Origin of the sequence: Pedobacter sp. (genome assembly GCF_031119335.1) — a bacterium.
Lineage (GTDB): Bacteria > Bacteroidota > Bacteroidia > Sphingobacteriales > Sphingobacteriaceae > Pedobacter.
This window is the reverse complement of record NZ_JAVHXT010000005.1, coordinates 1-13,715: the sequence shown is the minus strand read 5'-3', so window position 1 is coordinate 13,715 and position 13,715 is coordinate 1. Positions and strand designations below refer to the sequence as shown.

At 38.3% G+C, this 13,715-nt stretch carries 15 protein-coding genes; 8 read left to right on the top strand and 7 right to left on the bottom strand.

The window, feature by feature from the left end; all coding sequences use genetic code 11:
- From galE to REI64_RS06990, 3 genes are read left to right on the top strand one after another with little or no spacing between them, the layout of a single operon-like run.
- Positions 1 to 1,017 carry a UDP-glucose 4-epimerase GalE gene (gene galE / locus REI64_RS07000; RefSeq protein ID WP_308849398.1) on the top strand — a complete coding sequence of 339 codons (1,017 nt, stop codon included), beginning with the start codon at positions 1 to 3 and terminating at the stop codon, positions 1,015 to 1,017.
- Positions 1,018 to 1,587, top strand: coding sequence for a hypothetical protein (locus REI64_RS06995; RefSeq protein ID WP_308849397.1), 570 nt, complete (start codon positions 1,018 to 1,020; stop codon positions 1,585 to 1,587).
- Positions 1,588 to 1,637: 50 nt separating this feature from the next.
- Complete coding sequence (locus REI64_RS06990) at positions 1,638 to 2,375, top strand: CpsB/CapC family capsule biosynthesis tyrosine phosphatase (RefSeq protein WP_308849396.1); 738 nt, start codon at positions 1,638 to 1,640, stop codon at positions 2,373 to 2,375.
- A 331-nt stretch (positions 2,376 to 2,706) separates the two neighbouring features.
- On the opposite strand, the gene REI64_RS06985 is transcribed toward REI64_RS06990, so the two are convergent.
- Complete coding sequence (locus REI64_RS06985) at positions 2,707 to 3,939, bottom strand: ABC transporter permease (RefSeq protein ID WP_308849395.1); 1,233 nt, start codon at positions 3,937 to 3,939, stop codon at positions 2,707 to 2,709.
- A 186-nt stretch (positions 3,940 to 4,125) separates the two neighbouring features.
- A complete protein-coding gene (locus tag REI64_RS06980; protein WP_308849394.1) occupies positions 4,126 to 4,479 on the bottom strand; it encodes an iron-sulfur cluster assembly accessory protein in 354 nt (117 codons plus the stop codon).
- A gap of 94 nt (positions 4,480 to 4,573) precedes the next feature.
- Here REI64_RS06980 and REI64_RS06975 point away from each other — a divergent pair, with 94 nt between their 5' ends.
- The 3 genes from REI64_RS06975 to dnaA all read left to right on the top strand — a co-directional run bounded on the left by REI64_RS06975 (position 4,574) and on the right by dnaA (position 8,449).
- A complete protein-coding gene (locus REI64_RS06975; RefSeq protein ID WP_308849393.1) occupies positions 4,574 to 5,104 on the top strand; it encodes a hypothetical protein in 531 nt (176 codons plus the stop codon).
- A gap of 163 nt (positions 5,105 to 5,267) precedes the next feature.
- On the top strand, positions 5,268 to 6,812 hold the full coding sequence (locus REI64_RS06970) for a methylmalonyl-CoA mutase family protein (RefSeq protein ID WP_308849392.1): 1,545 nt from the start codon (positions 5,268 to 5,270) through the stop codon (positions 6,810 to 6,812).
- 206 nt (positions 6,813 to 7,018) lie between these two features.
- A complete protein-coding gene (dnaA, locus tag REI64_RS06965) occupies positions 7,019 to 8,449 on the top strand; it encodes a chromosomal replication initiator protein DnaA (protein WP_308849391.1) in 1,431 nt (476 codons plus the stop codon).
- Positions 8,450 to 8,631: 182 nt separating this feature from the next.
- Here dnaA and REI64_RS06960 read toward each other — a convergent pair whose 3' ends face one another.
- The 5 genes from REI64_RS06960 to REI64_RS06940 form a co-directional block, all read right to left on the bottom strand.
- Positions 8,632 to 9,171 (bottom strand): NUDIX hydrolase, encoded by a 540-nt coding sequence (locus tag REI64_RS06960; protein WP_308849390.1) that lies wholly within the window; start codon positions 9,169 to 9,171, stop codon positions 8,632 to 8,634.
- A gap of 50 nt (positions 9,172 to 9,221) precedes the next feature.
- Positions 9,222 to 9,620: a hypothetical protein gene (locus REI64_RS06955; protein ID WP_308849389.1), complete on the bottom strand. Its 399-nt coding sequence runs from the start codon at positions 9,618 to 9,620 to the stop codon at positions 9,222 to 9,224.
- A 54-nt stretch (positions 9,621 to 9,674) separates the two neighbouring features.
- Positions 9,675 to 10,448 (bottom strand): TPM domain-containing protein, encoded by a 774-nt coding sequence (locus REI64_RS06950; RefSeq protein ID WP_308849388.1) that lies wholly within the window; start codon positions 10,446 to 10,448, stop codon positions 9,675 to 9,677.
- Positions 10,449 to 10,492: 44 nt separating this feature from the next.
- A complete protein-coding gene (locus REI64_RS06945; protein ID WP_308849387.1) occupies positions 10,493 to 10,933 on the bottom strand; it encodes a TPM domain-containing protein in 441 nt (146 codons plus the stop codon).
- 81 nt (positions 10,934 to 11,014) lie between these two features.
- On the bottom strand, positions 11,015 to 11,596 hold the full coding sequence (locus REI64_RS06940; RefSeq protein WP_308849386.1) for a LemA family protein: 582 nt from the start codon (positions 11,594 to 11,596) through the stop codon (positions 11,015 to 11,017).
- A gap of 224 nt (positions 11,597 to 11,820) precedes the next feature.
- On the opposite strand from REI64_RS06940, the gene REI64_RS06935 reads away from it, so the two are divergent.
- A complete protein-coding gene (locus REI64_RS06935) occupies positions 11,821 to 13,368 on the top strand; it encodes an FAD-dependent protein (RefSeq protein WP_308849385.1) in 1,548 nt (515 codons plus the stop codon).
- Positions 13,369 to 13,454: 86 nt separating this feature from the next.
- Positions 13,455 to 13,715, top strand: a 261-nt coding sequence (locus REI64_RS06930; RefSeq protein WP_308849384.1) for a CoA-binding protein, incomplete at its 3' end; no start/stop codon positions are given.

Genomic DNA, 13,715 nt, shown 5'->3' with positions numbered 1-13,715 from the left:
ATGTCGAAAATTTTAGTAACAGGCGGAACCGGCTACATCGGTTCGCACACAGTTGTAGAATTGCACAATGCAGGCTACGAAGTGATCATTGTTGATAACCTTTCTAATTCCAATATCAAAGTTTTAGATCAATTGGAAAAAATCACAGGAAAGCGTTTTCAGTTCGTTGAACTTGACCTACAGGATACGAATGCTGTAGATAAATTCGCCGCAGATAACCAAGATATTACTGGTATTATTCATTTTGCGGCTTACAAAGCGGTAGGCGAATCTGTAGAACAACCGTTAAAATATTACAAAAATAACTTTTATACACTGATTAATCTTTTAACGGCCTATCCGAAAACTAATTTTGTGTTTTCTTCTTCTTGTACGGTTTATGGTCAGCCAGATCAATTGCCGGTAACGGAAGATAGCCCGGTAAAAAAAGCAGAATCTCCTTACGGAAATACCAAGCAAATAGCTGAGGAAATTTTGGTAGAAACAGCTAAAGCTACTGCAGGTTTAAATGTGATCGCTTTGCGTTATTTTAACCCAGTAGGTGCACATAAAACAGCTTTAATTGGCGAGTTGCCAAACGGTGTTCCGCAGAATTTGGTACCTTTCATTACACAGTCTGCTATTGGTAAAAGAGGTCCAATTCAGGTTTTTGGTGATGATTATGATACAACCGATGGTTCTGCCATTCGCGATTATATACACGTAGTGGATTTGGCAAAAGCTCACGTTGCTGCGGTGAAAAGATTGGAAGACGGAAAGGTTGATGGCTATGATGTTTTCAACTTAGGAACTGGAAAAGGTTCTTCGGTTTTAGAAATTGTCAATGCTTTTGAGCAATCTACCGGTGAAAAGTTGAATTATAAAATTGCACCAAGAAGAGAAGGCGATATCGAAAAAATTTATGGTGATGTTACCAAATCTAAAAATGTATTGGGCTGGCAAACAGAACTAGATTTAAATGAAATGATGCGTTCTGCTTGGGAGTGGGAAAAATATATCAAAGACAATCCTTTGTAGATGAAATTAAGTGAGCATAAAGATCTGAAAAAGGAAATCTTGGCGCTGCCTGTAAAAGAAAAGGATAAATTGCTTTTACGCTTGGTGGCTAAAGATAAAGTGCTTACCGAACATTTACATTTCTTATTACTTGAAGATGAAAGCAACCTTAGAGATAGGGTTGCTTTTATTAAAAATGAGATAGAAACGGTTTTGGAAGATCTGCAAACCACTCCAAAAACTAGTGCAAAAGATACCTTGTTGGTGCTTCGTAAATTAACAAAGCAAATCAATCATTTCTATAAAGTTACTAAGGCAGATTTTGAGGAGATAGAATTAAAACTCTTGTTGTTCAATGCTTCGCCCATGAAATTTAGGTACAAAGTATACTCTCTCTCAAAAAATCACGAACAATTATTGGCGAATTACGTGGTGAAATCCATACAAATTGTATTGCGTAAGTTCCAAAAGCTCCATGAAGATTTGCAGTTCGATTTAAAAGGACTAGTGAACGAATTGCTAAGTAAAGTTCATGAAAGCTATATAGGCAAAATTGCTGTAGACTTAGGACTAGCAAAAAACATTGATTGATTTTGATGCTACATCTACAAATTTCAAATTTTTACTTTTAACTTCATCAAGTGTTTGGTCTATTCAAAAAGCGCAGTAAAGAACCTAGTATCGATTTTTCTTCGATAGGTACTGATATGCACTCTCATATTATTCCTGGTATTGATGACGGCGCACCAAATTTAGAAGCCTCTTTGGCAATGGCGAGAAAATTTGTATCGCTTGGTTTTAAAAAGCTGATTGCTACACCGCACGTGATGGCAGATTTTTATAGAAATACGCCTGATAGCATCAATAGGGGGTTAGATATTTTACGAGAAGGCCTCCTGAAAAATGAAATTGACTTAGAAGTTGAAGCAGCTGCAGAATACTACTTTGACGAAACTTTTATTAATAAACTGGATAGAAAGGAAGTGTTGGGTTTTGGTGACAAATATTTGTTATTTGAGCTTTCTTACATCAATCAGCCCCCAAATTTGCTGGACGTATTGTTTAAAATACAAGACGCTGGGTTTTATCCGGTATTGGCGCATCCGGAGCGCTATCCGTATTATCACGGTAGTATAGAAAACTATCTGCAAATTAGAGAGTACGGATGCTTTTTGCAATTGAACACTATTTCGCTTACCGGATATTACGGTAAAGGTGTAAAAAGTACTGCGGAAAACTTGGTAGATCACAATTGCATTTCTTTTTTAGGGAGCGATATGCATCATTTGCGCCATGCACGGGCATTAAAAGATAGTTTAAATACATCGAGGGTAGAAAAGTTGATAGCGCAAGGACAGTTGAATAACTTGTTGCTGTAGATATTTTAGACTTACGAAGTTTAAATTTAATATTATTGTTATTCAATTGTTAGCTGAGGGCTTCGCCGTTTCAAAACTTCGTAAGTCTGAAATTTACTTGCCAAGAACATCTCTCTTTAAAATATAAACCTTATTGTAGCGGAAATACTTTTTGTTTTTTGTCATTCTGAGCGCAGCGAAGAATCTGAAAGTATAAAGCACTGAACAAACAGATTCTTCGCTGCGCTCAGAATGACAGTGCAGGAGCAAACAAAAAGATTGCAGCGGAAAGAAGGGCTACATAAGCCAAGCATTGCCAACACCTGTTTTTCAAAAAAATCGACAGGAACTATTACTCGTAACGTAACGCCTCTACCGGATCTAACTTGGATGCCTTTTGTGCTGGGTAATAACCAGAAAGAATGCCCACTACAATACAAAGCGCTAAACCACCAGCTATAAATGCCCATGGGATAAGGAAACCGCCACCCATCATCATAGAGACAATATTGCCCAGTGCTATTCCGAGTAAAATACCCATAACACCACCTAAAAGGCAAATTACAATAGCTTCTATAAGAAATTGTTTCCTGATAACCACTGGGTTGGCACCAATGGCTTTTCTGATACCAATTTCGCGGGTGCGTTCGGTTACCGATACTAGCATAATGTTCATTAATGCAATTGATGCACCCAATAAGGTGATGATACCAATAGCGATACCGCCCCACCTTACCAATTTTAAATTCTCGAAAAGTGTTTGGGCTACAGCATCACTTTTGGTAATTTCGAAGTTATTGGCTTCGCCAATTTTCAACTTGCGGATAGCTCTAAAAGTAGAGGTAGATTCGCCAATAATGTTATCTATTAAATCTTGCGTTTGCACCGACACGGTAATGGTGTAAGACGGGTTAGCATTTGAATTGATTAGCTTGGCTTTAAACAAAGGCACATAAACTGCACGATCTATACTTGCGCCCATACTAGAACCCTTTGCGGCAAGCACGCCAATCACCCTCAGTCTATTGTTACCTGCAGTGATAACTTTATCTAGCGGATCTGCGCCTTTAAAAAGTGTTTTTGCTATTTCCGAACCAATAATGCAAATATTTGGTCCGCCCAAAGCCTCCGCATTGTTGAAACTTCTGCCTTGGGCTAACTCCAAACCTTGCGCAGGCAGCCCATTTTCATCTATACCGCGAATATTAACGTTTGGGTTGGTTTTTTCTTGTCCATATTTAACGGTAGACCCTCCACTAGCAAAAACACTGACAGATACGCCTGCTGGTGAATTTAGCCTTTCTTTAAATTTAAGGGCATCCTCATATCTAATGGGTTTAAAACTTTTCGGTCGTTCTCCAGAACCCCCAATTCTAATACCTGTACCTCGGTTTCTAATGGTGAAAGAGTTGGCACCCATGCTAGAAAAAGCATCAGTCATTTTATACTCTATGGCATCTATAGTGGTTAGAATGCCTACTAGCGCAGAAATACCAATGGCAATAATGAGAGCTGTAAGAAAAGTACGTAAACGGTTACTTTTAATAGATTGCATCGCTAATCGTACGTTTTCTTTATAGTTCATTGCTGGTAATTGGATGTTAAATAGGCAGGAAAGCTACACTTTCTTTTTAAAATACGCCTATGTAAAAATAAAAAGTCTCGCTGTTAAGACAACGAGACATCGCAAAATGTTACAAAGTATGGTATACTTTTAATACTATATGCCGATTTTATCGCTCCCCTCCTTTGGAGGGGTTGGGGGAGGCCTCTAAACAGAGAAACTTGTGCCACAGCCGCAAGTACTAGCCGCATTAGGGTTGTTAAAAGTAAAACCCCTTGAGTTTAAGCCGTCTTGCCAGTCAATCTGCATGCCCATCAAATACATTTGGTGTGCTTTGTGCATAAATACTTTGATGCCATCTATCACAAATTCTTGATCGCCTTCTTTTTTTTGATCAAAACCTAAAACGTAGTTCATGCCAGAACAGCCACCACCTTCAACGCCAACACGTAGCCCAAAGTCGTCAGCAATTTCTTGTTGGTCTTTAAGCTTATTTAATTCGGCAACTGCACCCAAAGTAAAGGTTACAGGTGCAAAAGTTGTTTCAACAGGATTACTCATCTTTATTTTAAAATTATGATAAACAAATATAAATATTTATGTACATTTTTGCCTGTCGTTATGGCTAATATTACGATGTATAAACAAAACTAAAATGGATTTAAGCAAATTTCTTTTAAACTCGGCAACACTAGCATTGGGTGGTACTATCATTGTGGTAGTAGCTTATTACATGGTAAGGAATGATATAATGTCGTTTTTAAAGGGCAGAAAAGAACCAGTGCAGTCTGATAGTAAAGCAGATTTTTTAAGCCTTCGCTTGCAAGCTCATGAACGCATGATCATTTTTGTAGATAGGATAAATCCATCGAACTTATTATTGCGCTTGCATCAATCTGGAATTGAAACTGCAGCCTTACAAATCATAGCAGTAAACGAAATTAAAACTGAATTTCAACATAATATTACGCAGCAGCTTTACTTAGAACCAGCTACTTGGAAAGTCATCCAAAAATTGAAGGACGATACCATTGCAATGATCAACAATGCAGTGAAAAACTTACCTTCAGACAGTTCTGGAGTAGAATTGAGCAAGAGAGTGCTGAACCACATGAGCGAGATAGCCGAAAATCCTTACGAGCTAACAATCGGCTTAATTAAGCAAGATATACATCAACTATTTTAGGTTGTTTAAAAAGGTTAATCGTTTAAACTGTTTAATTAGTTAATCGATAGAGGTTTCAATTAGCAATTGGTAGGTTGCAAGTTAACCGATTAGATAATTAACCGGTTGCCCAATTTCAGCAATTAACCAATTCAAACAATTAACCAGTTAACCAAAAATAAATATGGACAAGAAACATACAACCACTTCTGGAATAGAAATTAAGGATGTATATCCGGCCGTTTCCAAACCGGAAGAATTACCAGGGGAGTTTCCTTTTACAAGAGGGATACAGAAAGATATGTATCGTGGTAGATTGTGGACCATGCGCCAATATGCAGGCTTCTCCACTGCCGAAGAATCCAATAAGAGATATCATTATCTATTGGCACAAGGCACGATGGGCTTATCCGTAGCTTTCGATTTGCCTACACAAATTGGCTACGATTCGGATGATGATATGGCCGAAGGCGAGGTTGGAAAGGTTGGTGTGGCAATAGATTCGTTGAAGGATATCGAGATTTTGTTTGACGGTATAGAGCTGCAGAAAATTACCACTTCGATGACGATTAATGCTACTGCTTCTATCTTGCTGGCGATGTACATTGCATTGGCAAAAAAGCAGGGCGCAGATCTATCTCAAATTTCAGGAACAATTCAGAATGACATTTTAAAAGAGTACGCAGCTAGGGGTACCTATATTTATCCGCCAAAACCCTCAATGCGCATCATTACAGATATTTTTGAGTATTGCAGCACAGAATTGCCAAAGTGGAACACGATTTCTATTTCAGGCTATCATATTCGAGAGGCAGGTTCTACAGCAGTTCAGGAATTGGCTTTTACACTATCCAACGGGAAAGCATATTTAAATGCGGCACTGCAAAAAGGTTTGGATATAAACGTATTTGCCAAGCGATTATCATTCTTCTTTAACTGCCATAATAATTTCTTTGAAGAAATTGCCAAATTCAGGGCCGCAAGGCGGATGTGGGCAAACATCGTTAAAAACTTGGGCGCAACAGACGAAAAAGCAATGATGCTACGTTTCCACACACAAACTGGCGGTTCTACGCTTACGGCACAACAGCCGCTTAACAACGTGATGCGGGTTTCTAACCAAGCACTCGCTGCAGTTTTAGGTGGTACGCAATCTTTACATACCAATGGTTATGACGAGGCCTTGTCGCTACCAACGGAGGCAGCAGCCAAAATCGCTTTGCGCACACAACAAATTATTGCGTTTGAAAGTGGCGTTACTGATACGGTTGATCCATTGGCTGGTTCTTACTTTATAGAAACACTGACTGATGAAATAGAAACTGCTGCTACTATATATATAGATAAGATAGAAGCGATGGGCGGTTCGGTTAATGCGATAGAGAATGGTTACATTCAGCAGGAGATTGCCAATGCGGCATACCAATATCAAAAGGAAATAGAAAGTGGCGATAGGGTTATTGTAGGAGTAAATAAATTCACTCAAAAAGAAGAGAACTTTGATGAGGTTTTTAATATAGATGAATCTATTAGAGCTATACAAATAGATAAGCTGAAAAAATTAAAAGCAGATAGAAATAATGAAGCTGTTGAAACTGCACTTTTAAATTTGAAAAGGGCAGCAAAAGGAACTGAAAATTTAATGCCTTTTATATTGCTTGCTGTAGAAGAATATGCTACCTTAGGAGAAATAGCAAATTGTATGCGTGAAGTGTTTGGAGAGTACTAAAACACTCCTAAAAGTGATGTGGAAAAATAGTTATTAACATCAATTATTTAGGTGGGCTTGTTTATGCTGTTGCTGATTAAGGAGTTACAAAATAATTCAAAAAAATATTCGGAATGTTGATAATTTTTTGAATATTCGAAGTCCCAAATGTGCAGTATCAAACTGTACCATTTAGAGCTGAAAACCAATAAATTATAGAAAACGATATGGAAAAAACTTGTACCGAAGTGTGGAATAGCTGTCTTCAAATCATTAAGGATAATATTCCGAATCAAAGTTTCAAAACTTGGTTCGAACCAATATCTGCCCTTAAGCTAGAAGGCAAAGTTTTGACCATACAGGTGCCTAGTTTATTTTTTTACGAATGGCTTGAGGAACACTATGTTGGTTTGCTTAGAAAAACGGTAAAAAAGCAGTTAGGAGACGAGGGTAGATTGGAGTACAACATTGTGGTAGACAAGTCGTCTAGCACGGGTTCTCCGTATACTACAAACATGCCGTCTAACGGAAATGGCGCAGAGGCTAAAACACAGTCTATGCCTATACCTGTTTCAATTAATAAAGACATTAAAAATCCGTTTATTATTCCAGGTTTAAAAAAGCTGAATGTAGACCCTCAATTAAACGCTAATTACACCTTTGATAATTACATAGAAGGAGATTGCAACCGTTTGGCCCGCTCTGCGGGTTATGCAGTAGCAGCAAAGCCGGGAGGTACTTCTTTTAATCCTTTAATGATATATGGTGGAGTTGGTTTAGGTAAAACCCACTTGGCCCAAGCTATTGGTAACGAGATTAAACGCAACATGCCAGACAAACTGGTGATTTATGTGTCTTGCGAAAAATTCTGCCAACAATTTGTAGATTCTTTAAAGAACAATACCATTAATGATTTTGTGAACTTCTACCAAGCAATGGATGTAATCATTATGGATGATGTGCACAACTTTGCAGGTAAAGAAAAAACTCAGGATATCTTCTTCCACATTTTTAACCACCTACATCAATCAGGTAAGCAAGTAATTTTAACATCAGATAAAGCACCTAAAGATTTAGCTGGTTTAGAAGAAAGATTGTTAAGCCGTTTCAAATGGGGTTTATCTGCTGATTTGCAGGTGCCAGATTTAGAAACTCGTGTAGCTATCCTTAAAAAGAAAATGTATGCTGATGGTATTGAATTGCCAGGCGAGGTGGTTGAATACGTGGCACACAATATTGATAATAACGTTCGTGAGCTAGAAGGAGCAATGGTTTCATTACTTGCGCAGTCTACTCTGAATAAGAAAGACATCGATTTAGCGTTAGCTAAGCAGATGTTAAAGAATTTTATCAAAAATACTTCGAAAGAAATTTCGATGGAATATATACAGAAATTGGTTTGCGAATATTTTGAGGTGCCAGTAGACATGGTGAAATCGCAAACACGTAAACGTGAAATTGTACAAGCTCGTCAAATCTCAATGTATTTGTCTAAGAGCCATACCAAATCTTCATTGAAGACAATTGGTGCATTCTTTGGTGGTAGAGATCACTCAACCGTAATTTATGCTTGCCAAACGGTGGAAGATTTAATAGAAACTGACAAGAAGTTTAAAGCATACGTAAACGATATTCAGAAAAAGCTGAAAATGAGTTAATATTTATTTCAAACGCATAAAAAAAAGCTGAGCAAATTTGCTCAGCTTTTTTTATGTTCATTGTTGAGTGGATATTAGAGAGTCGTCATTGCGAGGTACGAAGCAATCTTACGACTTTAGAAGGGCTATATATCGCTTTAAAATTGCTTCTTGCCTCGCAATGACGAGAAAATTTGTATTCTCTACAACCTCGCCAACCCATAAAACAAACCAGCCACATGCAGTGCTTGGTCAATCTTATTGTCTTTAAGCAATTGCCTTACTTCATCAATACTATAAAGTTCTACATTTAAAATCTCATGCTCATCTAAATGTTGTTCATGAGTTTTTACGCCGCCTTTTAGTAAGTAAGTAAAGGTTTGGTTAGTTGCCGTCGCCGGATTTGGGTACAAAGTTGCAATGAGCTCGCAACTGTCAAAGCTATAGCCAGTTTCTTCAAGTAACTCTCGTTTAACTGCAACTTCAGGCAGTTCATCGCCATCAATTACGCCACCAGGAATTTCCAAAGAAATGATATCTCCCGCAAAGCGATATTGACGTACCATAATAATTTGGTTGTCTTTTGTTAAAGCCACGGCGTTTACCCAGTTAGGGTACTCCAGCACGTAATAATCATCCTTAACAGTTCCATTTTGTAATTCGCAGGTGTCTACTCTTAAAGTTGCCCATTTTTCTTGTACTAAATATTTTGAGGCAAGTTTCTGCCATTTTTTTATTTCCATGTAGATTGTTGTAAAGTTGTATGCTTTTGTGCATTTTGCTGATACCCCCTTTAGGGGGCAGAGGGTAAATACTGCTGTATAATTTCCTGTCTATGAAAGTTTGTCAAATGCACAATTTTATGTTTCTCTGCTAAAACTTTATAGATAAGATTTAGTTTTGTGGCAATCAAGGCATTTCGCTCTGGACTAATCCCTAGTTCGTAATATAGAAACTCACTCAGCGTATCCAGTTTTTCGGCTGGCATACCAGTTTCGTTAAGCCATTTTTCAAAAACAGATAGCTCGCTATTTTCTAGAACAGAAGGCGGTAAATTGAAAGAAGTCTCTAAAGTTTCGTTTAACAGTAAACCAGCTTGCGCTAAATCTCCCTCTAATTTCAAACCCATAATTCTAGCTAAAACTTGCGCAAGCCTTTCAATTTCTGCTGTAAGTAAATCTCTTCTGTACATTTTTATCGTTTTTGCGTTTAGCGTTGGGCGTTTGTTTCTAAATCGTAACTCCAGTTACCAACTTCCACTGCTTCCGCCGCCGCCAAAACTTCCACCGCCAAAGCCTCCGAAACCGCCGCCGCCGCTCCCACCTCCGAAGCCGCCACCAAAACCACCTCTAGAACTACGACCGCTGCCAAGTAGCATTCCCCAGAAAATAGCATCAGAAACACCACGACTACCAATCACTTCACCGCCATTACCACCGCCACCTCGTTTCATGATAATGATAATCACAATAATGATGATCAATATAATGATGCCAGAACCAGCACCACCAACACTTTTTTTCGCTCTCGGTTTATCGTTTTTATATTCTCCCTTTACTAAAGAAATGATAGCATTAGTTCCAGCATCAATGCCTGCATAATAATTTCCTTCTTTAAAAAAGGGTTTGATATCATTTTCTATAATTCGTTTAGTGTAAATATCTGGTAGTGCACCCTCTAGACCATATCCGGTCTGTATCGATAGTTTGCGGTCGCCAAGTGCAACTAGCAAAACCACACCGTTGTTCTTTTCTTTACCGCCAACGCCCCAATTTCTTCCCAGCTTGTAGGCATATTCATTAATATCGTAATCGCCAACAGATTTCATGATCACCACAGCAATCTGGTTTGAGGTCGAATCGTCAAACGCTACAAGTTTTCTCTCCAAGTTAGCTACTTGATCGGCAGATAAGGTATTGGTAAAATCATTTACGAGCGTATTAGATTTCTTCGGGAAATCCTGAGAAAATCCAAAAGCATAGGTGAGCAGTAACGTGAATAGCAAAAATATTTTTTTCATCCGTATATATAATAAGTGATGATTAGTAAATAGCAATAATTGAATTAGCTTTTGTGTTGGTCTATAAAATAGATGTCATTCGGAAGTTCGTTCACATCATCATTTTTATTCGGGAAAAAAGTCGATAGTTTTTCTCCAGCTAAAGCAATTCCGGCAATAACCCCTTCGCATAAATTTCCAGCCATAAAATGAGCTCTCATTGCCGTTTTAGTCGTATCCCAAAAATCAGATGGAACTAATTTATTAATCCCCCTGTCACCAATAATAGCAAACTTATGATCTTCTGTGGCTAAATAAATCAGTACACCATTATGTTGCGAAGTCTGATCCATTCCTAATTCATGAAAATAAATCGTCGCTCTCTCATAAGCATCTCCCTTGCAGTATTTCTCAACGGCAATCCTAATTTCTCCAGAAGTCGCTTTTTCAGCTTCTGTAATAGCATGGGCAATTTGCTCCTGTTCTTGGGTAGTGAAAATAGACATAAGTATAAATTAAAAAGTAAAGGGTAATGTATAATTCAAATGCGAACTTATACATTACCCCATTAAAAGTTGGTTTTATAACTAAAATTCTACCTTAGGAGCATTTTGAGAACCAGCGTCAGCTTTAAATGCCGCTTTTTGTGAAAAACCGAACATTCCAGCTGTTAGGTTATTAGGAAACGATCTTACTTTGGTGTTGTAAGTTTGTACAGAGTTGTTGTAATCTGTACGGGCAACAGTAATTCTGTTTTCGGTTCCTTCCAATTGTGCAGACAGATCTCTAAATTGATCTGTAGCTTTCAATTGTGGGTAATTTTCAGTTAATACCATCAAACGACCCAAAGCCTGTGTGATCTGTCCTTGAGCTTGTTGATACTTTTGCATATTTTCTTCAGTAAGCTTATTAGGGTCTACAGTAATCTGGCTTGCTTTGCTACGAGCTTCAATTACAGCCGTCAAAGTTGATTCCTCAAATTTTGCAGCACCCTTTACGGTACTTACTAAATTTGGTATTAAATCCGCTCTACGTTGGTACTGTGCTTCAACAGCCCCCCATTTTGTTTTAACATCTTCATCTAGCTTTACCAAACTGTTATATCCACAGCCACTAAACAAAGCTACTATTGCAACAATCGCAACAATTCCAATTAAAACTTTTTTCATGTTATTTCTTTTTAGGTTTTTTATTTTGATGATTAGATATCAATATCCGTTCCTTGTTACTAAAACAGATAAAAAACTGACAACTTGCCATATTTAACCACAAGATAAGAAATAAAATAAGAGCATCTAATATCTGTTAGTACAACAATCAGACAATTTAACAATAAAACAATCCAACAATATTCCTAATTTTGTATTGTTCGAGATAAAAACTTGACTATGATATGCAGAAAGACATTGAAATAACCATTGTACCTCACAATGTAGATAACCAGACGGCAATTACAGAAAGCTTAGCCAAAGCACTTAACATAAGTGCCAATAAAATCACAAGTTTCAAGATCCTAAAACGCTCCATCGACGCCCGTTCTAGGAAAGTTGTTTATCGCATGCAAGTTCGAGCTTTTATCGATGAAGCTTACACCTCGGAACAACAAACATTCAGATATCCCAAAGTAAGCGATGACAAAAAAGTAATCATTGTAGGTGCTGGTCCAGCCGGGCTATTTGCTGCATTGCAGTGTCTAGAGAATGGTTTAAAGCCAATAGTAGTAGAACGTGGAAAGGACGTAAAGCAACGTCGTAGAGATTTGGCTGCCATAAATAAGCAAGGCGTTGTAAATACAGAATCTAATTATTGTTATGGCGAAGGTGGCGCCGGAACCTACTCAGACGGTAAATTATATACCCGGTCAAATAAACGTGGTGATATCAATAAGGTACTGCAAATTTTTGTGCAACACGGCGCCGACGAAGATATCACTATCGATGCACGTCCACACATTGGCACGAATAAACTACCGCATATCATTACCGCCATTCGGGAAACCATTCTCCAAGCGGGGGGTGAGGTGCTCTTCGATTCCAAACTAACCGATTTAATTATTAAAGATGGAAGTGTTCAAGGGATTATCGTCAATAACGATCAAAAAATATTCGCAAAGTCAGTTGTTTTAGCCACTGGGCACTCGGCAAGAGATATCTACGAACTTTTACATCGTAAAAATATTTTAATAGAGGCCAAACCTTTTGCCCTCGGTGTAAGGATAGAACACCCTCAAGATATCATCGATCAAGCGCAATACCATTGTGATATTAGGAGCGAATACCTTCCGCCAGCATACTATAGTTTGGTAGAGCAGGTTAAAAGTCGTGGCGTATTTTCATTCTGTATGTGTCCTGGAGGTATTATTGCTCCCTGCGCTACAGGCTTAGACGAAATCGTAGTCAATGGTTGGTCGCCCTCAAAGCGAAATAACCCTTACGCAAATTCAGGTACTGTAGTTCAGGTAACTTTAGATGACGTTCAGGGTTACGATCCACTACGGATGCTACGTTTTCAAGCAGAAATAGAGCAAAAAGCTTTCGAAGCAGGCGGAGGCAACTTGGTAGCGCCCGCCCAGCGTATGGTCGACTTTGTAGAAAACCGTCTGTCGTTAGATTTACCTAAAAATTCTTACCTGCCAGGAACAAAAAGTGCAATGCTAGATAACGTACTTCCTGAGTTTGTTTCCGAGAGTTTACGTGGTGCACTGCCCGTATTTGGTCGCAAAATGAGAGGTTATTACACCAACGAAGCTATTTTGGTTGGAGTAGAAAGCAGAACTTCATCGCCAGTCCGTATTCCTCGCGATAAAGAAACCTATCAACATCCTCAAATCAAAGGCCTTTATCCATGTGCTGAGGGCGCAGGCTATGCAGGCGGAATTGTATCTGCAGCAATAGATGGGATCAACTGTGCAAATGCAATTCTAAATCAGCATAAACATTAGTTCTTCAAATTCGTTTAATCTGTGCAGCCAAGCTTGCGAGCTCATCGAAGATAATCCAAAAATCTGTGTAATCAATACAAAGAAAAATGAAAAAGACATTAATCATAGGAGCAAGTCCAGATCCAAGCAGATATGCTTACAAAGCAGCGCACATGTTAACAGGACGAGGTCACCAAATCGTAAATGTAGGTATTAAGAAAGGCGAGGTTGCGGGTGTGTCTATCGAAAAACCATCAGCTATATATAATGATGTTGATACGATTACATTATATATAGGTCCAGCCACACAACCAGAATATTTCGATTATATTGTAGCTACCAAGCCAAAACGCGTAATATTTAATCCA